The sequence below is a fragment of the Aeromonas sp. 604443 genome (assembly GCF_049170315.1).
Classification (GTDB): domain Bacteria; phylum Pseudomonadota; class Gammaproteobacteria; order Enterobacterales; family Aeromonadaceae; genus Aeromonas; species Aeromonas veronii_A.
In genome coordinates this window covers 534,564-555,320 of sequence record NZ_JAAKMI010000001.1, presented here as the reverse complement: position 1 = coordinate 555,320, position 20,757 = coordinate 534,564, and the positions used below count along the sequence as shown (strand labels likewise).

The 20,757-nt window shown below is 52.6% G+C and carries 24 protein-coding genes; 14 read left to right on the top strand and 10 right to left on the bottom strand.

From position 1 onward, the window contains the following. Window positions 1–2: 2 nt before the first annotated feature. From pheT to G5380_RS02360, 6 genes are all read right to left on the bottom strand, one after another. On the bottom strand, window positions 3–2,390 hold the full coding sequence (pheT, locus tag G5380_RS02385; protein ID WP_376901005.1) for a phenylalanine--tRNA ligase subunit beta: 2,388 nt from the start codon (window positions 2,388–2,390) through the stop codon (window positions 3–5). A gap of 12 nt (window positions 2,391–2,402) precedes the next feature. Next, a complete protein-coding gene (pheS, locus tag G5380_RS02380) occupies window positions 2,403–3,386 on the bottom strand; it encodes a phenylalanine--tRNA ligase subunit alpha (RefSeq protein WP_042053694.1) in 984 nt (327 codons plus the stop codon). A gap of 469 nt (window positions 3,387–3,855) precedes the next feature. Beyond that, entirely contained in the window at window positions 3,856–4,842 is a 987-nt protein-coding gene (locus G5380_RS02375) for a phage integrase (RefSeq protein WP_408798143.1), read from the bottom strand. A 317-nt stretch (window positions 4,843–5,159) separates the two neighbouring features. After that, entirely contained in the window at window positions 5,160–6,239 is a 1,080-nt protein-coding gene (locus G5380_RS02370; RefSeq protein ID WP_421352319.1) for a BsuBI/PstI family type II restriction endonuclease, read from the bottom strand. 2 nt (window positions 6,240–6,241) lie between these two features. After that, window positions 6,242–8,035 (bottom strand): HsdM family class I SAM-dependent methyltransferase, encoded by a 1,794-nt coding sequence (locus G5380_RS02365; RefSeq protein WP_421352318.1) that lies wholly within the window; start codon window positions 8,033–8,035, stop codon window positions 6,242–6,244. A gap of 160 nt (window positions 8,036–8,195) precedes the next feature. Further along, window positions 8,196–8,885, bottom strand: a complete 690-nt coding sequence (locus G5380_RS02360) for a LexA family protein (RefSeq protein WP_421352381.1) — start codon at window positions 8,883–8,885, stop codon at window positions 8,196–8,198. A gap of 129 nt (window positions 8,886–9,014) precedes the next feature. On the opposite strand from G5380_RS02360, the gene G5380_RS02355 reads away from it, so the two are divergent. The 14 genes from G5380_RS02355 (at window position 9,015) to G5380_RS02290 (ending at window position 15,871) form a co-directional block, all read left to right on the top strand. Further along, entirely contained in the window at window positions 9,015–9,299 is a 285-nt protein-coding gene (locus tag G5380_RS02355) for a Cro/CI family transcriptional regulator (protein ID WP_421254274.1), read from the top strand. 40 nt (window positions 9,300–9,339) lie between these two features. Further along, entirely contained in the window at window positions 9,340–9,609 is a 270-nt protein-coding gene (locus G5380_RS02350; RefSeq protein WP_213387180.1) for a DNA-binding protein, read from the top strand. Between the two features lie 37 nt (window positions 9,610–9,646). After that, window positions 9,647–10,156, top strand: coding sequence for a phage regulatory CII family protein (locus tag G5380_RS02345; protein WP_005351995.1), 510 nt, complete (start codon window positions 9,647–9,649; stop codon window positions 10,154–10,156). An 8-nt stretch (window positions 10,157–10,164) separates the two neighbouring features. Beyond that, window positions 10,165–10,389: an ogr/Delta-like zinc finger family protein gene (locus G5380_RS02340; RefSeq protein WP_005351998.1), complete on the top strand. Its 225-nt coding sequence runs from the start codon at window positions 10,165–10,167 to the stop codon at window positions 10,387–10,389. Between the two features lie 49 nt (window positions 10,390–10,438). After that, complete coding sequence (locus G5380_RS02335; protein ID WP_058056132.1) at window positions 10,439–10,891, top strand: hypothetical protein; 453 nt, start codon at window positions 10,439–10,441, stop codon at window positions 10,889–10,891. 65 nt (window positions 10,892–10,956) lie between these two features. Beyond that, a complete protein-coding gene (locus tag G5380_RS02330) occupies window positions 10,957–11,145 on the top strand; it encodes a hypothetical protein (protein WP_058056131.1) in 189 nt (62 codons plus the stop codon). 2 nt (window positions 11,146–11,147) lie between these two features. Next, entirely contained in the window at window positions 11,148–11,408 is a 261-nt protein-coding gene (locus G5380_RS02325; protein ID WP_019445395.1) for a helix-turn-helix domain-containing protein, read from the top strand. Continuing rightward, window positions 11,405–11,605, top strand: coding sequence for a hypothetical protein (locus G5380_RS02320; RefSeq protein ID WP_058056130.1), 201 nt, complete (start codon window positions 11,405–11,407; stop codon window positions 11,603–11,605). The genes G5380_RS02325 and G5380_RS02320 overlap by 4 nt, the downstream gene beginning before the upstream one ends. Then, a complete protein-coding gene (locus tag G5380_RS02315) occupies window positions 11,602–11,808 on the top strand; it encodes a hypothetical protein (RefSeq protein ID WP_058056129.1) in 207 nt (68 codons plus the stop codon). Before G5380_RS02320 ends, G5380_RS02315 begins: the two co-directional genes overlap by 4 nt. After that, window positions 11,805–12,005: a hypothetical protein gene (locus tag G5380_RS02310; RefSeq protein WP_058056128.1), complete on the top strand. Its 201-nt coding sequence runs from the start codon at window positions 11,805–11,807 to the stop codon at window positions 12,003–12,005. Before G5380_RS02315 ends, G5380_RS02310 begins: the two co-directional genes overlap by 4 nt. Further along, window positions 11,983–12,294 carry a hypothetical protein gene (locus G5380_RS02305; RefSeq protein ID WP_058056127.1) on the top strand — a complete coding sequence of 104 codons (312 nt, stop codon included), beginning with the start codon at window positions 11,983–11,985 and terminating at the stop codon, window positions 12,292–12,294. The genes G5380_RS02310 and G5380_RS02305 overlap by 23 nt, the downstream gene beginning before the upstream one ends. Next, window positions 12,291–12,548: a hypothetical protein gene (locus G5380_RS02300; RefSeq protein ID WP_005352024.1), complete on the top strand. Its 258-nt coding sequence runs from the start codon at window positions 12,291–12,293 to the stop codon at window positions 12,546–12,548. Before G5380_RS02305 ends, G5380_RS02300 begins: the two co-directional genes overlap by 4 nt. Further along, window positions 12,545–14,812, top strand: a complete 2,268-nt coding sequence (locus tag G5380_RS02295) for a replication endonuclease (protein ID WP_421352317.1) — start codon at window positions 12,545–12,547, stop codon at window positions 14,810–14,812. Before G5380_RS02300 ends, G5380_RS02295 begins: the two co-directional genes overlap by 4 nt. Window positions 14,813–15,085: 273 nt before the next feature. Further along, window positions 15,086–15,871, top strand: a complete 786-nt coding sequence (locus tag G5380_RS02290) for a YqiA/YcfP family alpha/beta fold hydrolase (RefSeq protein ID WP_421352316.1) — start codon at window positions 15,086–15,088, stop codon at window positions 15,869–15,871. Window positions 15,872–16,028: 157 nt separating this feature from the next. Here G5380_RS02290 and G5380_RS02285 read toward each other — a convergent pair whose 3' ends face one another. From G5380_RS02285 to G5380_RS02270, 4 genes are all read right to left on the bottom strand, one after another. Then, complete coding sequence (locus G5380_RS02285) at window positions 16,029–16,442, bottom strand: hypothetical protein (RefSeq protein WP_421352315.1); 414 nt, start codon at window positions 16,440–16,442, stop codon at window positions 16,029–16,031. A 10-nt stretch (window positions 16,443–16,452) separates the two neighbouring features. Next, window positions 16,453–17,283, bottom strand: coding sequence for a hypothetical protein (locus tag G5380_RS02280; RefSeq protein ID WP_421352314.1), 831 nt, complete (start codon window positions 17,281–17,283; stop codon window positions 16,453–16,455). Window positions 17,284–17,967: 684 nt separating this feature from the next. Further along, a complete protein-coding gene (locus tag G5380_RS02275) occupies window positions 17,968–18,972 on the bottom strand; it encodes a phage portal protein (protein ID WP_421352313.1) in 1,005 nt (334 codons plus the stop codon). Beyond that, window positions 18,972–20,738 (bottom strand): terminase ATPase subunit family protein, encoded by a 1,767-nt coding sequence (locus G5380_RS02270; protein ID WP_421352312.1) that lies wholly within the window; start codon window positions 20,736–20,738, stop codon window positions 18,972–18,974. The genes G5380_RS02275 and G5380_RS02270 overlap by 1 nt, the downstream gene beginning before the upstream one ends. Between the last annotated feature and the right edge of the window lie 19 nt (window positions 20,739–20,757).

Genomic DNA, 20,757 nt, shown 5'->3' with positions numbered 1-20,757 from the left:
GATCAATCCCTCAAGGATGCATTCAACTCTTCACCAAGGGCCCGCACGACATTGTCTACGGTCTCGGCAATCTCTTTCTCCTCCAGGGTGCGCTGGGTGTCTTGCAATACAAGACTGATGGCCAGGCTCTTCTTGTCCTCTGCCATACCAGCACCCTGGTATACGTCAAACAAGTTTATTCCAACTACCTGATTTCCGCCAACTTTTTTAATTACCGCAAGCACATCACCTGCCAGAACCTGACGATCGACTACCACGGCAATGTCGCGACGGTTCGCCGGGAACTTGGAAACTTCGGCCGCAACCGGCACCTTGGCAGGGGTAAGCTTATCCAGCTCCAGCTCAAACATCACCGCGCGGCTCTTGAGGCCCAGCTTCTTCTCGAGGCTCGGGTGGATCACGCCGATGTGGCCGATGATCTCGCCATTGCGCAGGATGGCTGCGCTCTGGCCCGGGTGCAGGGCGCTGTGCTCGGTGCGCTCGAAGGTAAAGGTGGCCCCTTCGGCGGTCAAGTCCAGCACCGCTTCCAGATCTCCTTTCAGATCAAAGAAGTCGGCTGCGCGGGTTTTGATATCCCAGTGTTCGTCGCTCTGGTTGCCAGTGATGATACCGGCCAGCATCGGCTCCTGACGGATACCGTTCTCGGCGCTTTCATCCTTGATGAAACGCAGACCCTGCTCGAACAGACGCACACGCGGCTGCTGACGATTCTGGTTGTAAACAACGGCTTGCACCAGACCCGGGAACAGAGAGACACGCATGGCGGACATCTCGACCGAGATCGGGTTCGGCAGCACGATGGCATCGCTCTGCGGGAACAGGGTTTGCTGGGTCTTGGGATCGACGAAGCTGTAGGTGATCGCTTCCTGGAAACCGCGGTCAACCAGCAGGTCGCGCACGCGCTTCAAGGTCACCTGCCCTTCTGCCTGCTCCACCATCGCCAGAGAAGCGGCGGGTTTCAGGTTCGGGATGTTGTTGTAGCCGTAGATGCGAGCCACTTCCTCAATGAGGTCTTCCTCTATGGCGATATCGAAACGCCAGGAGGGTGCCAGCGCAGTCCAACCGTCAGCATCCACAGTGACCTGCATGCCGAGGCGGGTCAGGATCTCGACCACCTGAGCGTCAGCCACGCTGATACCGATCACCTTGTCGAGCTTGCTGCGACGCAGCTTGATGGGGGCCGCTTTCGGCAGATGGGCATCGGATTTGACCTCGATGACCGGACCCGCTTCGCCGCCGCAGATCTCCAACAGCAGACGGGTGGCTCTGTCCATCACCTTGGCTTGCAACTCCGGATCCACCCCGCGCTCGAAGCGGTGGGAAGAGTCGGTGTGCAGACCGTAGGCACGGGCACGGCCGGTGATGGAGAGCGGCGCGAAGAAGGCGCACTCCAGCAGGATGTCGGTAGTGGTCTCGGATACACCGGTGCGATTGCCACCGAAGATACCGGCCATGCAGGCAGGACCTTTGGCATCGGCAATCACCAGGGTGGTCTCTTTGAGCTTCACTTCGTTGCCATCGAGCAGGGTCATCGGCTCATCGGCGTGGGCACGACGCACCACCAGTTCCCCTTCCAGGGTAGCCAGATCGAAGGCGTGCATCGGCTGACCGTATTCCAGCAGCAGGTAGTTGGTGATGTCGACAATGGCGTCGATGGAACGAATGCCGCCACGGCGCAGCTTCTCTTGCATCCAGAGCGGGCTCTGGGCCTGCAAGTTCAGCCCCTTGATGACGCGGCCCAGATAACGCGGGCAATCAGCTGGTGCTTCAACCCGGATCGGGAAAGTTGCATCAATGGTGGCAACAGCTGGTGCCCAGGTCGGCTCGACCACGTCCACGCTGTTGAGCACGCCGATTTCGCGGGCCAGACCGGCGATACCGAGGCAATCGGCACGGTTCGGAGTCAGATCCACATCGATGGAGACGTCGTTCAGATTGAGGTAGTCACGAATATCGGTACCGATGGGGGCATCGGCCGGCAGCTCGATGATGCCATCGGCTTCAACGTCGATACCCAGCTCACTGAAAGAGCAGAGCATGCCGTGAGACGGCTGACCACGCAGCTTGGCTTTCTTGATAGTGAAATCACCCGGCAGGGTCGCCCCTACTTTGGCCACGCACACTTTGAGGCCCTGACGGCAGTTTGGCGCGCCGCAGACGATGTCCAGCAGCTCGGCTTCACCCACATTGACCTTGGTCACCCGCAGCTTGTCGGCGTCAGGATGTTGGGCGCACTCGACCACTTCACCCACGACCACATTGTTGAACTGGCCGGCCACCGCTTCCACGGCGTCCACTTCCAGACCGGCCATGGTGATCTGCTCGGCCAGCGCGTTGTCACTCAACTCGGTGCGGACCCACTCCATCACCCAGGATTTACTGAATTTCATGTTCTCTCGCCCTTACTTGAACTGCTTGAGGAAGCGCAGGTCGTTTTCGAAGAAGGCACGCAGGTCGTTGACCCCGTAACGCAGCATGGTCAGGCGCTCAACGCCCATGCCGAAGGCAAAGCCGGAGTATTTTTCCGGATCGATGCCGACCGAACGCAGTACGTTCGGGTGCACCATGCCGCAGCCCAGCACTTCCAGCCACTTGCCGTTCTTGCCCATCACGTCGACTTCGGCGCTCGGCTCGGTGAACGGGAAATAGGAAGGACGGAAGCGAATGGTCAGGTCTTCCTCGAAGTAGTTGCGCAGGAAGTCGTGCAGAATGCCCTTCAACTCGGTAAAGCTGGCATGCTCGTCAACCAGCAGGCCTTCGACCTGATGGAACATCGGGGTGTGGGTCATGTCGTAGTCGTTACGATAGACGCGACCCGGCGCAATGATGCGGATCGGCGGCTGCTGATGCTCCATGGTGCGGATCTGCACACCGGAGGTGTGGGTACGCAGCATCAGATCAGGATTGAAGTAGAAGGTATCGTGATCGGTACGCGCCGGGTGATGAGCCGGAATGTTCAGCGCATCGAAGTTGTGGAAGCCATCTTCAATCTCGGGACCACGGGCAACCTTGAAGCCCATCTCGCCAAACAGGCGCTCGATGCGCTCGATGGTGCGGGTTACCGGGTGCAGACCGCCATTCTCGATGCGGCGACCCGGCAGGCTGACGTCGATAGTCTCGGCAGCCAGCTTCTGGTTCAGCACGGCGACTTCGAGCGCTTCACGACGCTCGTTCAGCACATCCTGAACCTGCTGTTTGGCCTGGTTGATCACGGCGCCCGCGGCGGGACGCTCTTCGGCAGACAAGGCACCCAGGCCCTTCATCTGCTCGGTAAAAAAGCCCTTTTTACCCAGATATTTGACCCGGATTTCGTCGAGGGTCGCGATATCGCTCACGCCCTCAATTTCGGCTCTGGCTTGGCCGACTACTTCTTCAAGCTGTTGCATGTCTTCCTCGTCACCACTCCCGATACAGGAGCCTTTAGGCTAAATAAGGTCAAGAGGGGAATAATACAAAAAAAGCCCCTTCGCTGACCATAGTTAAGGTGGGCTTTTCTCCCTACAAATCATTTTGTTATATCAAGCGAGTCTCATCGATTTACCGTCACTCTTGAAATAGTAGAATAAAGACATAGTTTGTTGGCATACAATCCATTTATAGAACTAGTGATCTCCCACATGTCACTTTGTATGGAGAAAACTGTAGCGCGTGTAAAACAGTGGACAAAACGTGGACGGGTGAAAGAAAAACGTGATGTAAAACCGTGAATGACAGATACAAAAAAGGAGGCCTAAGCCGCCTTAACATACCCAACAAAAACAATAACTTAGATTAAAATCAATGAGTTAGGGACTACAAGGGGTGACGCTTAGTCACCCCAGATGACCCTGTTTGGGGCAATTTGTGGACACTTTGTCATATAGTGGGCAGCGGATTTTCCAGCGGGTTGAAGCGCACAGCATCGCTCAGGTAGTCCGGTGCGAAGTGGGCATAGGTCATCGTCTGCTGGATGTTGTGATGGCCCAAAATTTTTTGCAGCGCGAGGATGTTTCCCCCGGACATCATAAAATGTGACGCAAAAGTGTGTCGAAACACATGCACCGCCTGCCCAGCAGGCAGATCCGGCGCCACTGACTTGATCACCTCACGCACAAACATATAGTCGAGGTCACGGAACAGCGGGCCCCGATTTACCCCATTCGTTATCTCTTTCGTCAGATCGGCCGAGATCGGCACGGTGCGGTTCTTGCCATTCTTGGTATTGATGTAGGTTACCCGATGGGCCCGCACCTCCTCGCGGCGCAGATTGGCCGCCTCACTCCAACGCGCCCCCGTGGCCAAGCAGAGTTTGACCACCTTCAGGTTATCCCCCGATAACGCGGCCAAGACTTCGCTGATCTCAGCCTGGGCTAGGTAGCCCATCGACCGCTCAACCAGTTTGACCTTCTTCATTTCTTTGAGCGGATGTTCATGGTGGTAATGGCCGAGGTCTATCAGTACCGAGAACACCCCACCCAGCATCTCCTGCTCGCGGTTCACCGTCTTAGGCTGTCGGCCAGCGTTGAGTCGCTGCGCTCGATACTCGGAGAACAGCGCCCGCGTCACCTGCCTTGCCAATGGGTGGCGCAAAGCGGCATCGATATTGTAAAGTTTCTTGCGAACCGCCTCCCCTGCTTTCAGGGTTTGGCCATGGTAGCGCCACCAGAGTTCGATCAGCTCAGAAAGCGGTCGGTTATCTGCTGGGCGATCAACCCACTCTTTATTATGTCCGGTGGCGATCACCCAGCGCTCGAAATGCTGTGCCTCGGACTTAGTCTTGAAGCGCTTGCGGATCCGCTTGCCTTCCCTCCCCTGCGGACGGATATCGACCAGGTAACCCTCAGGCGTAGACTTGATGCTCATCGTCCCTCCTTATATCGGAAGGTGTTCATCCATCCCCGCGGTCCGCACATCGACACAACTTCCCACCACAACACTCTCACTGTCATCACACCTCCATCAAAACACTGTAATTTTATACAGCATTTAATGGTGGTTAGCAGTGTTTAACAGAAGATATGACATACAATATGAGAAGGAGGCGCAGCTTGAGGCTACTTATCCAGTGCCTCAAGCACTAACCTCATCAAAGATTTAGGTTGATATATAAATATTTAACAGTCTCTATGATTAATAGAGATGGCCACGTGTAATCAAACAAACTGATTGCTACAATGCAATTAATCACTCAATTTCCGGGGTTTTCCATCTCTCAAATCAATAATACAGTCTGGCTCTGAGGCAAACCAAGCATATGAACCCCATGCAAGGTCAGAAATGTTTTTCTTAAATGCAGGACTAGACCGGTCCATATATGCGGTTAAGAATGCTAAATCAGTTTTTGAAAATCCACCATCAACGGCTAATTTTGTTAAAGCAGATTTACGCTCGCGACTAACAGGCCCATCAGTAGCAACCACCTCTGTAAAGATAACCAACATATCTGTAGCATCTTTATTTTCACCAGAGTCAACCAATATTATATCTGGCAATGCTTTCGATGGGTCAATATTCAAACCTAAAGCACTAGCTAGTGCTTCATCACGAGCAACCACTTTATTTCCTGACTGTGAGAGCCAAAGAACTGTAGGCTGTTTAAGAAATCTAGGGGCAAACTCTTCGATTACCGCTTTAGATATAACACTCGATGGACCAGGGGATAAAAAACGAGTTTCACCATTAGGGAAAACGACTGAAATAGCATCAGCTCCAGCAACAGTTGCACCTTGTTTAACTAGATGTTGCCTAACAAGAGCGGCCTTTGATAAATGAGAGTTTCGCCATTTATCTATAGCAATAGATAAACCTTCATCCTTTAATGAAGGATCAAATAATTGAGCAAATCCATATTCAAGAGCATATTTTGGTTTCGAGGATGTAGTCGGTATCCCTTGCCGCTCAATCACAGCACCACATACAATAAATCCTGAACGTAGTGTCTCATCTCTAAGAGGCTCACGTGTTGTATCTGCATACCAACGCGAACCAGCTGGCCGATAACGAGACTTCAGTGAATTAGTAAACCATTCTTCACGTTCTGACTTTTCAATCTTTTTCGACTGCTCGTTGGTCATAAAGTAAATATGACTGGGACGAATCCACCTATCTTCGCCCTCTACTGCATTTGCATATAGCAATACGAAAATCGTACGCGCGGCCATATCACGAACTACATAATTTCGATTCTCAGTACCCTCTGGAAAAATAACAGCAAGACGACTTGAAATCAGTTCTATTTCAGGCAAATTTGAAAATGGCACTTTTATTCGACCCCATAAAATGACGCGATTTTGCTCTCAATATTTATTTTTGAAGCGCCGTCATAAATATATTTATCCAGTTCAATTAGTTGTTCAACACTTGGTAAAGGTAATGCATTCAACTCGTATGCTGAAACAGCCACGCTACCACTGATACAACGAAATGCACTGTCAACCTTCTCTGAGTTCAACAGCAAGGAGAGAGTCTTTAATGATATTAAAGGTGTAGCTCCAGTAGGTGAATATATAATATTAAGATGATTTTCTATTACAGCTCCACCGTAGCTATCAATAAACTCTTGTGGCAATTCCGCAGCAAGTAATCGACGATTTTGCTCTTTTGAGGTAGTTCGCTGAAGTAGAACAACAGCCTTACGCGTCACTAAATGTGCTTGGTTATCTTTTACATTGATATACGGCACATGATTTCTTTTATCTGCACTAAATTTAAAGCCATTTCCAGTTACAGACTCAGCCCATATCAATGGAAAGCAACCATCATTCATTACGTTGGTAAGCTGTTCTTTGTGTCTATTCCACACTAACTGACCTGTTGCCACTGTATAACCAAGATCAGAAATACGTGTCGGCATATTTATAATAGTATTTAAAAATGTTGCGTTTTTTGGATCTCTAGGCAGTATCCAGGGATTACCTTGATCATTAACCCGAACAAGAGAAATATTTTCCACCCTAGCGTCATTCAGGCCTTGTGGTATAACGACTGCAACCTGAGCAGAACGTGTTGAACTTGACTTAATGTAAGTAGTCAACATCGTTTCTTGTAAGACATCATCAAAAACACCATCACGGTCAGCTATGAAATCAAATGAAATGGGTGTCATTTCATCTGTTAGTAACTTCCTAAGCGCTTTATAATATTGCCCACCTAAGAACGATGTCGGTGTTAAATAAGCCAATATTCCAGTTGAGTTTACTAGGTGCAAAGCTAAATCAGTGAACAATCCATAGAGATTAGCGTGACCGTAAAGCGATCTAGAAAATTTCTTTCGCATCTGGTCATCCAGTTTCACTCTTCCATATGGTGGGTTACCGATAACAAGGTCAAACACACCTATATCAGTTAATTGAAGAGCATCACCAACAATAACAACATCTGTCATTCGGCAATTTGCTGAAATACATAGAGGCAAAACAGCGCTTTCGAGTAAAACTGTACTCATCCATGCTGCAAATGGATCAAGTTCAATACCTTTTAATCTTTTACTTAAATGGCGTAATGTTAATTCCGGAGAAATTTTCTCCCCGTGCCTAATCATTCTCATGGCTAGTGGAGCAAGGAAAGCACCACCACCACAAGCAGGATCGATGGCAGACCCGTTATAAAAATCAAATCCGGCAGCCTCAATCTGATCAAGCAGGCGATTTACTAATGGAGGAGGTGTATAAAACGCCCCCATTTCTGACCGTAATGACGACGGTAGCATGGCCGTATAAATCGAACCGATTAAATAGCCTGAATCTTCAGCAGGAAACATAGCAATCAGCTTGCCTGTATCCTCTGCGATCAGCTTGATATCGGAAGATAAGGTAGTGAGAGAATGAGTGTACGACTTTATCTCAAAATTTGAGTTGTATTTATCACACTGAGCAGTCCAAAAAGATTGAACTACAAGAGCACAATAGGTGCGAGCCAGATCAAGGCGAACCTGTTCTGACGAAATTCCTTCCGCATACCCCTTCGCCATAGCCTTACATGCATGATAGCGAATCAACAGATCAGCAGATAAATCCACTGTTGGGGTTGGGGATGTCAGATCTCGTATGGTTACCATGTATAACTCTTCTACCTCTTACTACATTCAAATGACTATTCTATTTGGACATCATCATTCTAATAAATGAACCAGAGAGATTTTTCGCTAATTATTGAATCTCATTTTGGTTTTCATGCACTTACCGTAATTTTTTCTGAACTAATTGCAAAAGTAAGAATCAACGCCCCACTTGTCTTTTTCTATAAGATCTGTGTTCTACCATCACACCGATGATCTGTATGTGTTGTCGATCGGAGTGCATGGTGGGGTAATCGTCATTGAGGGGGACCAGTTCAAATACCTCTTGCCCGTTCTCATCGATGCCGCGGGGCCGGTACTTTTTGAATGTGGCCTCGTCGGTGCCGTTCTTGGCCACGACGTAATCCCCTGGCTGGGGTGACTCATCAGGATCAACGATGATGAGATCCCCTTCCTTGAATAGCGGCACCATAGAGTCACCACGTAACCAAAGGCCAAATCCGTAGGGACCGATCTCACCACCTGCCGATACATATTCGACATTCCCATCGAAGGCAGTAGCCTGCTCGCACATCTCACGCCAGTTGCCCGCTTGGACATAGCTAAGAATCGGGATCCGTTTGCCCTGATAGATCACTGCTGGTTCGACGTTGTGATAACCGGGCAAGCTTGTCCCAGTACTGCTTGCAGCATCGTCACCGAAAAGCAGCCATTCCGGCTTAACTCCAAGAATCTCAGCAAGCCTAACTAGGTTGTTACCTTTCGGCGAGGTGTCTCCTCGCTCCCACTGGCTGATAGAGACGCGGTTAATTCCCAGCTTTTTAGCCAAGGATTCTTGGGTCAAGCCGTGAACTAATCGTTGTGATTTTATGCGCGAATGTATGTTCATGTAAGTTATCTTACACAACGACTGCGTAGCTTTTACTTTCTTTTTTGGTAAGTTTTTGTTGCCTTCGCCTGCAAGCGATCTTACATTTACTTCCATTGAGTATATGAGCCCTGCCGAGAGAGTAAGAAAATGAAAAAACATGACGCAGTTCAGCATTATGGCAGCGTAGTCCAATTAGCTGCCGCCCTAGGTATCAAGCCGCAGTCAGTTTCGCAGTGGGGCGAGACAATCCCCCAAGGTCGCGCCTATCAGCTCGAATTGATGACCGGCGGTCAGCTTAAGGCTGACACCACCGCTCTGCCTGGCCAAGAGCGGGACACACAACGCGTCGCAACAACGGCTATTCCGGCTGATTTTCCGTGTGTGAAGCGAGCCATGGCCGCGGCAAACGCTCTATCTGGCAACGCTTCCTGACAATCCCCCCTGTGTTTGAACCCCCTAAGAAGGATTCATCATGACTACTCGAATCAAACCTATCCGCATCCCCAGTGATGTGAGCCAACTACCGCTTGATTACCCGTTTGGTGATCGGGTCAGCGAAAGCCTAGAGGAGTACGCCAAGCGCCAAGGCTTGACGATTGGAGCCGTTAAAAAGCGTGCCGACCGCGGCCAGTTGCCCATTTTGCAAGACGGCCCGGGCGCACCTCGCGAGGTCAATCTTTACGCCCTGTTCCTGAAAGCCCGTTATCAGGCTGAGCGCTACGTCACCATGACGCTCGCGTGAACCTGCAAACACCATAACGGGTCAAGGAGAACCTCGCATGTTTACCGAATACGCCAGCAAACATCCGCACTGGATCAGCGCATGCCAACGCTTTGCGGCCAGTCACAACATGGCCGAGATCGCCCAACTAACGGGCATGAATCCGCAGATCCTGCGCAACAAGTTAAACCCCGACCAACCTCACGAGCTGACGGTTGCTGAGTTGATTGCCATTACCCAGGCAAGTGAGGGGGATGAAACCCTCTTTGATGGCGCCCTGTTCTGCTGTGGCCTGACGGCCATTGCCATCCCCGAACGGGAGAAGGGCCCGAGCCTGGCTCATCAGGTGATTGACACCACGGCCAAGGTGGCAGGGCTCGGCGCGCAGGCGCTGACAGTGGTGGAGAGCGGCCGCGTCACCAAGGGGCAGCGCAATGCACTGGTCGGTGCGGCGACAGCGGCCATGGGCAACCTCGCCCTGCTGATCACCGAGATCGAGCACAAATACCAAGCCATTCCCTCTCTGTCTTGTGCGCTGGATATGGCGCGCATGGCGGCCGGGGCTTAGGAGAACCCATGAGACTGATTTGCCCCCACTGTGGTGCCCGCGCCAGCACTCGCACATCCATCCGGATGAGCCCGCTTTGCGGTATCGCCACTTATCAATGCAGCAATGTGGATTGCGGCCACACCTTCAAGGCGGGGTTCGAAATCATCGCAACCATCAGCCCCAGTGCCATGCCCAATCCGGCCATTGTGCTGCCCATCGTCCCGCGCAGGGTGAAAGAGGTGGCCCAGTGATCCCCTCACTGGCCGCCAGATTCTGCGCCCAGGTGAAGGAGAAACCAGCATGCAACACACCCAACCAGAGCCCCGCAACATCGCCGGTCTGACCGCCGAGGAGCAGGTGTTGATGAATACCGCAGGCATTGCGCTGTTGCGGGAACACCTCAACCGGGCGGGCTCAAACCTCGACGGTGATTGGCTTAATGCGCCCAAGACCAAGCGAGTCGCCATTTGCACCATCGCCCGCCAGCCGTGGGATTCGCTGATGATGGCGACCCTCTCAGCCCTGCCCTATCAGCAGCGTGAGGCGATCCGCCTTGCGGTGATTGCGCTGGATTATCAGTCGCTGTTTCACAGCGGGTGCGATCCAAAAGTGTGGCACCCATCGGTGAAGGTGACGCCGGCAGAACTGGCCGAGCGGAAGAAGAGAGAACAGGCCAAACGCCAGCAACTGGATCATGCGGTGCATGTCGCTGGCCAGATTGGCCAAGAAGGCCCGCGACCTATCGGGCACTAAAAAGCCCGCTTAACGGAGCTGCAACTCCAAGCGGGCCTTTATCAACAACGTATGAGGAAGTCGACATGGCAACTTTAGCGATCCCCTGCGCACTGCGCAACCTTCGCATCCAGCAACGCAAGCTGACGGGCCGCTATGGCGCCCGTCTGAGCCAACACCCGGACGGGGTGGCGCTGCTCGAGCGTTCCACCGCACTGGCTTGGGCTTCTCTGTTCAGCCGCATCAACCCCTGCACACCTCAACAAGGAGCCTGACCATGACCGCACAACCGACCCAAATCAATCTGCTCAACCACCATGCCGCCAAGCGCCTGCGCCAGTTGCGGGAACAGTTGAAGCTGAGCCGTCCGAAGTTTGCCGACCTGCTGGGTATTCCACCCACCACGCTCAAGAACTACGAGCTGGGATACCGCGAGATTGGCGGCGGTTTGTTCCTGCTGATTGCCAACCACCCGGAGCTGAAACGGCACATCGACTGGCTGCTGACCGGCATCGCTACGCCAGAGGTGCAGGTATGAACAAGCTATTCCATCCCGTATCAGAGCAAGAGGCGCTGGCAGAGTTGCCGCGCCTTCAACAACGGCTGACCGCCAAAGCTCGCCCTGCCTCTTTTACCTATCGGGGGTCAGAGGGCAAATCCCTGTTAGTCCAGGCGCAGCAGTCATTGCGCTGGCATCAGTTGTTTCACCACCTCAACCGGAGGGCCCGCCCATGAGTGACGCCATCAAGATTGCCAACCAAGCCCCCAAGGTGATCGAGGGTCTGCTAGCCGAGATGTTTGCCGTACGCGCCGAGGATAACCGCATCGCCCTGGGAGCACTCTACTCGGGGGATGAATACATCCAGGTACAACTGGTGGTGACCAGCAAGCCTGCGGATCTGCTCGATGACGATTTGGTGATGGAGGATGAGGCATGAGTACCACGCTGTTCACCCTGGCCAGCCTGAAAGAGTGGCTAGCCCAGAACGAACCGAAACTGCTGCCGACAGCCCCGCTTTGCTGTGGTGGTGAACTCGGTATCTCAATCCGCATCGAGGCGGGCCATATCGCCATCGATGCGCCGGACTTTCAGGCAATAGATGAGGCATGCGATGAGCAACTTCGATCTGTTTGAGCTGGACGCCCAACAAGAGCAGAGCGAAGCCGGCCCTGCACATATGCAACCCACCACACCGGTCAGCCAGCTGACCACCCACTGGTTTGCCGCCCGCGCCGAGTTTATCGCTGCGGGCAGCGATGCCAGAGGCAACCGGGATCAGGTGGCCGAGCTGCTGGCGCTTGGCGCAATGCGCACCGTCTACTGGTTGGCCGCTGCCAATCAAGAGTTGGCACTGGCCCGGGAAATTGCCGAGTGGTGGGCCGAGTGCGCACCACTGCATGGACAGGGGGAGATCATCAAATGAGCCATGGACTGCAATGGGAGCTCACGCTCCTGCAAGATCGCTGGCAAGCCACCTACCGGGAAGATGCGGCACGGCTGCGTCTTTATCAACGGGAGCTGGCCCATGCGCGCCGGCTACCTGCCCGCCCCCACGCCAGCATCAAACAGTTGCTGCGCCAATGTGCGGCCGCCCGCCGATTAAAAGAGCATGCCCAAATGAGCGTTCGTGGCTGCCAGTTCCGCATCAAACAGCTATCCGGTTATCTCTCTGCATGACCAGCAAGACCAAACGCCTGCCGCTGTCGAAAAGAACACTGCGGCAGCGCATCGATACCCTTTGCAACTCTCTGCCCGGCGTCAACTTTGACGCCGCTTTTGCTGGTGACCGCGGTCAGTACGACCTGATCTGGGCCATGCAACTGCTCGATGGGCTCTCCACCGAGTTGACCAAGAACCTGTTCAAGCAGTACATCCGCCGCCGCAAGGATTGCAGCTTTACCCATTGCCGCTCCGCCAACATCTGGTTGAGGGAGCGAACCAAGTGGGTGCGGATGCAGCTCCAGACCATCCCGGTCGATCCAAAACAGATGCGCGATGACTCCGGCCGCAAACAGATTGCCCACCAGTTTGCCAACCAGACCGCAGCCATTTACAAGCACATCGAAAAGAGCATCAAAGAAGGTGCCGAAGCGGATCTGCTGCAGACCTGGGAGCTGATGCGCCAGCCTGCCGACCAGTGGGGGTTTATCGGCGATCTGCCGAAGTTCAAAACCGACGAGATGCGGGATAACTGGATCCTGAGCGTGCTGGTGCGCCTGCTCTCTGCCAAGTGGTGGGAGAAGCGCGTCAACCGCTGCTGGGACAGGCTACAAGAGCACATCAATATCCTGCTCGGCAAAGTGCGCAAGGGCGTATCTGCTTATGTATCGAACGCCACCATGAAGGTGGTGCGCGAACGCAAGCGGGCCATGATGTGCTGGCTGGCCGAGTCGGAAGTGGTGAACGAGCGTTATGACCTGGTCGTGTCGATGAAGGATTGCTGGGAGGCCAGCAACGCCAACCCGGTGAACCGCCGCAACGAAATGATGGTGCGTGCGCGGGGGTTCAATGACTATGCCGAGGAGCAGGGTCATGTGGGGGTCTTCTTCACCTGGACCGCCCCGAGCCGCTTTCATGCCTGGACACAAAAGCACAACGGCAAAGCGGTAGAGAACAAACGCTATCAAGGGGCCACGCCGCGGGAGACCTGCGCCTATCTAGCCAAACTATGGAGCCGAGCCAGGGCAGCCCTCAAACGGTGGAACGCCCCCGTTTATGGATTTCGTGTTTGCGAGGCTCACCATGACGGCACCCCGCACTGGCACCTGCTGCTATTTATGCGCCCGGAAGATCGCAACCGGGTGATCGGTATCCTACAACGCTATGCCCTGACCGATGACCACGAAGAGCTGGTGCGGGATATCAAAGGCGCCCCACCCTTTACCGACTTTACTCCCCGCTTTGACTGGAAAGAGATAGACCCGGCCAAGGGGGATGCAGCCGGCTATCTCGCCAAATACATTGCCAAGAACATCGACGGCGCCTACCTCGACGACGACGAAGAGGCCGGCACCGCCGCCGATGAGGGCGCCCTGCATGCCGTGGCCTGGGCCAGTTGGTGGGGCATTCGCACCTTCCAGCAGATCGGAGGCGCCCCGGTCGGGGTATGGCGCGAGCTACGCCGCATCAGCAACGCCAAGAAGCATGCCGATCTGGTTGGCCCACCCAAGCCAGTACTGCAAGACCCACGCTTTGAGGCCGCCCGCTTTGCCGCAGATAACGGCATCTTTCGCTGCTATCTGCACGCCATGGGCGGCGCACTGGCGACCCGCGCCGAACACCCCATCAAGCTGGCCCACCTCATCGAGGAGCAGGCCAACAGCTATGGCGAAGACATCAAGCGCCTGATGGGCATTACCTCCGCTCGCCTTGGCATCAAGACCCGCCTGCAAGGGTGGGAAATTGTGCCCGCCGGCACCCATGAAGCCAGGAAAGCCGCCGAGGCTGCAGCGAGGGGGGTTGGGGTTAAGACGGGCGACAGCCCGGCACCTTGGAGCTCTGACAATAACTGTACGCGGCCGGATCCTGCGGCCTTCGCAGACCAGGTAATGAGGGAGCAATGGGGTTTATCGCCCTTTTCCATCGACCGTTTGCGGGCTGGGGCCAGTGTCAGGGCAGACGGTTTTACCCTCTGGTTGGAGAACGGACAGGTACAGTCGAGTCGATCGCTACCAAGTGAGCCGGATTGGCAACTAGAAAGCCTGCAGCCAGCCGAACAAGACCTGCTAGATGAATACGCGGTACAGGAAGGCGATCCGAACTGGCCAATGCTGGTTGAACTGTGCGGCGAGGTCTACCAGGCACAAGGCCACACAGGTGCACACCGCTGGATCGAGATGCTGCCGCAGCCCTACCAGTCACACATGTGGGCCGAGCTGGAAAAGTTGGACACCCCGGAGTGGCTGCAAGAACAAAACGACTACAGTGAAGAGTTGATATGAAATGCAACCACTGGATAAAACACCATAAGTTTGAGACTCAAATCACAACACCGATGTAGCACACTATCAATAACCATGCGGCGATAAATATATCGACTAGACTTATATGTTGAAGGATATGTCGCATCATTTAACATTCAATACTAAAAAACCATTAACATCTAGTATCCTTCATTTACTTAATTAAATTTTAAAAAAATCAAGAAGGCAGCGATTAAGTATAGGCTTTAAATTAATAGTACATAACAGAAATATTAAACGGGGATAATTATCATGTCAGTAGAACATAATGTAAAAAAAATAAACAGTGAAATAGCAAAAAAATCAGTTTTATATTCAATGATGGCATGTAACTCTTACCATAACGCCGATAGACTATACTTTGATTTATCAACACTAGGCTGGAAACAGCTAACATCAGACGGCATGCCAGTATCCATGACAAAACCTAACAGTAAATATAATGCAAGTACCCCACCCACTGTATCGTATTCAAGCGGACTTGCATATGACATATATGAACAGGAAAACACTAACAACATTATAATTGCATATAGAGGAACAGATGAAAAAAAAGATTACTTAACTGCAAATTTTTCGGTGCCACCTTTTAACACCCAATATAAACAAGCCATTTCTGACTTTGAATCTTATATAAATAAAAACCCTGATAAAAACATAGTAGTTACGGGGCATTCCTTAGGGGGGGGGTTGGCACTCTGCATATCAGTGAGATTTGGTATAAAAGCTTTCGTATTTGACTCATCACCAAGAATATTTGATGGTATAGAAAATAAAAATGAACCAGCAGAAAGATATAGTATCTTTGAAAGTGGCGAGGTTTTAAGTTATATTAGAGGTATATGGATAAAATATTTAAATATAGTTCCCCAAGAAAATATTTACCGGTGTGATTTTAGATTTGGATCAACTTTTGAACAACATAGATCCGATTATCTTGCTTTAGGACTTTTGAAGCTTAGCATACACGATGAACCATCACTGAAACTTATCTATGATAATTTAGATAAATCTATTATAGATTATATAATAGCTTAACCTATAATACATCAACAGTGAGCAACAACGATGTGGTTGCTCACTGTTTACATATTATACAGACACTGATTAAGAACTAACATAGGCATAATAGTATCGATTCAAAAGCCTCCATCGAAAGTACATTGCCACATCGAAAAAGAAATTTTTAAAATTTCTAAACATTAACATTTATCTCTTGCATCAGGCTGGTTGCTGCAGCGATCATAGCAGCAACATCACCTGTGGATACAGCAAGATAGATAGCTCCACCAAATGCAACTGCTTTGGCTGCTATTGCAATTGCGTGCTTTATATCTTCGATTTTTTGTGCTGCAGCCTGCATATCCACTACGCAAGACTTCAAGGTTTTAATGTCTTCATCAAATAGCTCTACTTTTAACACTACTGATGTTGCATTTAAATCACTAGACATATTGAACAGCGTCCATTGCTTAGCTTCCAAGTCAGCTCGCTGTTCTTGATTGAGTTCATTCCAGTTGGAATATCTGAAGTCACCAAGTGCAGTCGAGAGATCATGAAAAGACTTAGACAGATTAAACATGTCTTCTGAAGAAAATTGTATGCTCATTGATTATTCCTTATCTTTTAGAAAATGCTTCTTGGATGTCCTTAATCACTGGCTTTGCAGAATCAACAAAACTTCTTACTGATGCATAGACCTCCTTACCTGTTATTTTTTCTGCATCCTGTGTCAGCTTATGATGCGTTTTGCCAACCTCCCTGATACTTTTTGCTAATGCCTGTGTTGCTGATAATTTTGCTTGCAAATCGGCCCGTTGCTGCCATTGGGACTTTGAGTATGCCTCCCATTGCAGAGGATTAGATTCCCGCTCTACTCTCTCGACCCTCTTATAGGCATCCTCCCAAGCAACAAGTTCGAGAGAAATCGCCTGAGCGTAATGTTTTTCAACTAACTCAGCTAAACCATCAGAAACACTACCAACAGACTCATCACTAGCCTGAATAAATTTAACAACCTCTTTTTGTTGATATGCGCTAGTTGTTGCATTCGCCAATAAGGAAGATAGTTTTCCAATGGCATCCAGTTTTCTTGAGTCAATGACTCCGAGTTTTTTCACTTCATCAGTTACCGCATTCACATCGGTGTTGTAATCCACAAGCTCATCTGATGCTAGTGCTCCAAGCGCAGCGCCGTAGGCGTCGAGCACAGATGCAACTGAGAGAATGGCCTTCGACGCCGCCAGCTCTGAATCGCATTTACTATATTGGACAAACGGCTTGTAACTATTCGCCCTTAGACATGAACCATAAAAGTCTTTCGCTACTGGTGTAACGCTCTCGATGGTTGTGCGGGAATAGGTTGAATAATCCTGCACCGACGGCATCGACACACAACCTGAAAGCGAAACCAGTGAAAAACCAAGCAACAAACCATAGTTGTTTTTCATTTCCATCATTTCCTTATTTATTTCCTTATTTCATCAAGCAACATCATTAATGCTTGGATCCTTTGCCCCATCTAGAATACGCCCTTCATCCTAGTAAAAAGAGCGACCATCTCACATCTCGGAGTACGGTCACGCTGCAATACCTTTAATGAGAAGGATATTAGACAGAAACTACCCTCGGAGGAGGTTAGCTTTCTATACTAAAAGATTTTTTTTAAAATTTTTGACGATGGTCATGATTTAATATAATTGAAGATGTGAAGACCACTGTAGCCTCATCAAATGTAATATTTTTAATATCCTGAAAGGATCTGACGGAAAGTGAAGGATCACAAAATGAATCCAGTATCCCGCGCGCGGCCAGTGCTGGCGCGGGGAGCCGATACCCTACCACAGTCTTTCACCTGCATGATTTTCCACACATAAAGCGCGCAGGCGAGGCGGGGTCCCGATTGCGCGCGCTGGGTGTTGAAGGGCCTTTCGAGGCTCCGCTCATGCTCGCAGGTGCGTGTGAAGGATCTCGGGAATATGGTTGCGAAGGGATGGCTGGCGATAGCCTGTAGCGCGACTGGTGGGCTCTGGCAGGATGGGCGCTCAGCCAAAACAAAGCCCCCTGGGTAGGGGGCTTTGAATTAAATCATGGAGGAATTTGGAGGAATTCCAATTTGAAGATAGCCAAGGTTTTCAGCTTTGCACTGTCAGCTCTGACAGTCGATAAGAAGTGAATCGGATTATCTCCTCCCCTGCCCACTCGTTGAACTGCGCAAAGTTCGCCTTCATGCTGTCGATCTCGTTGACGTCAAACACCTGGGCAGCCTTGGTCACATCCCCAAACCCGCCCGTATTGTTCGGTACCACCCCCATCAGTTGAGGTGGTACACGATGGGCCGCCAGCTGGTCATCCCGGCTCACCCCCTTGATAGACAGGAAATCATCCTTGGCCGCAATCTCGGCCACCGGGATCAGCTTCACCGAATCCGCCTTGCCACCCGGGGTGTAGAGCAGCAGGTTACGAAAGTTGCCCGGCCCCTTGCTGTTTTGTAGCGCCGTCTTGAGCGCGGTGATATCGCCCTCGTTCTGCAGGGCATCGCTGATGTGCAGAATAAACCCCGCATGGCTGCCGTTCTCGTAGTAGCGGCGGCGAAACAGGGTGGCTGACTCGTTGAGCAGTGCCGAGTTCAGGCTGGCCACGTAATCGGGTATGCCATAAATCTCCTGATTCACATCCGCCTCCATCACATGCCCCACATCACCGGCGGGCAACTCCACCTCATCCCCTGGCCTCGGCACCCACCAATAGCGATCCAGGTCGAGGGAGCGGCGGGTGTACTTTGCCGGCATCTGGTCATAGCGCAGCGTACCGCCCAGCCGGTTGCGCACCCGCTGCAGGTGAGCGTTGCCGAAGATCTCGTAGTCCATCACCAACCCGGTGAAGGCGGCCAGGCTCAGTTTGGGATGAGGGATGAAACAGCCGCGCAAGATATTGCGCTTCACCTGGATGGCGGAGGCGTGATGCACTGCTGCCCGATAGACCCGCGCCAGCCCGTGCAGGCTCAGGGGATGCTCATACCAGCGGCCGTTGTGCATCGACTCCAGGTAATCGAACACCTCCCGCTGGGACAACACCGGGATAGCCTCCCCAAACGTAAACGCCTGCACACCGGCAGGCGAGTTGATCTGCTCACTCATCAGTAAATCTCCATAAAGCCGGAATTGGTGCCGGTCTGCCCCTCAAGGGGCTCGTGTAACAGGGCTTGCATGGTTGCCCAGGCAATATCGGCGTGGCTGGTCTCATCGGAGCGGCTGGCCTCGAAGGTGGGCAGCTTGCCGCTTTGGGTCACGGCGCGGCGGATGCTCATAAACGCCTGGGCCAAGTCGGTCCAGCCGCTGTCGAACTCCAGCCGCCCCTTGTTCATCACATCCTGTGCCTTCATCACCATCCGCATCTTCACGTTGGGGTTGTACTGAATGGCGGTCACTGCCGGATAAAATTGCTTCACCAGCTGATAAACCCCCTCCCCGATCCCGGTGGTATCGATGCCGATATAGGTGACGTTGTAGCGATCGCAGATGGCGCGAATGGATTTGGCCTGGGCGTCAAAGTCCATCCCCTGCCAGCGGTGACGCTCCAACACCCGAAACTTGCCGCCCGGCACCAGTGGCGGGGCCAGCACCGCGCAGCCGGCGCTGTCACCTTTACCCCCCTTGGCCGGGTCATAGCCGATCCACACAGCCCGGTTGGCCAGCGGCCGCAAGGTGTGGGGCTTGTAGTCCTCCCACACCAGCCAGCTGTCGACCATGCAGCGCTGCAGCGTCGCCAGTGGAAACAGGCTCTCGGTGTCATCCATGAACTCGCACATAAGCAGGTTGCGGTATTCATCCTCGGAATACTCACTGCGCAGCTGATCCAGGTCGAACAGGTTACAACCGCCGCGCACCGCATCTTCCACCGTGACGATCTGCCGCCACTGGCCATCGGCGCACAGCTTGCCGGCAGACAGGTTGGCGTGGCTCAGGTCAATCTCGACCCGGTCGGCCTTGGCCTTACCGCGGTTAAAGTTGGCGCCAGACCAGAATCCATAAGCGGGATGAGAAAGGCTGGAAGGGGTGGAGATGTAGGTCTGGCGCCACTTCTTGTGCATCGCCATGCCGGACGCCACCTTGCGGAACTCCAGAAAGCCGTGGATCCAGAAATACTCATCCATGTAGATGTTGCCGTGGTAGCTCTGGGCGGTGCGGGCGTTAGTACCGAGAAAGTAGAGATGCGCCCCGTTCGGCAGCACCATGGGGTCACCTTTGAGCTCAACCCCCTCCTCCTTGGCAAACTGGATGATGTACTGCTTGAACATGTGGGCCTGCGCCTTGCTGGCTGACAGGAAAATCTGGTTTCGCCCGGTCACCAGGGCATCAATGAACGCCTCGAAGGCAAAGAAGTAAGTCGCCCCAATCTGGCGCGACTTGAGCAGGTCGCGGATCCGGTACTCCTGCCCGGCCTGATACCAGACCCGCTGGTAATCGAACATGGTCGACTCAAACCGCTCGATGAGCCGTTCTTGCTGCTCGGGCTCCACCACGTTGCGCTCGGGCGCCTTCTTCGGCCCCTTGTTGCGGTTGGCCACCTTGGGGTTGAGGTCGGCCTCGTTGCCGCCGTTGCTGTACTTGTTGACCCGGGCGATACGCTCGAGCTGGCGACCCAGCAGGTCAATCTCCTTGAAGTCGCCGCCGCTCTTGGTCTCCTTCATTACCAGCTGGATCATGCGCGCCTCGATGGCGCTATCCACCCGGTCTATCGGTTTGATGTCCTCCCAGCCGTCGCGTTTCTTCCAGGTCGAGACGGTACCCTCCGGCGTTTGCAGCAACTCGGCAATGGCGCGCAGCGGGTACCCCTGGAAGAACAGGTACATGGCCTGCCGTCTGGGGTCGAGATGGGGAAAGGTGATGGGTGCTGTTGTCATGGCGCCAGTCTACCCAGCC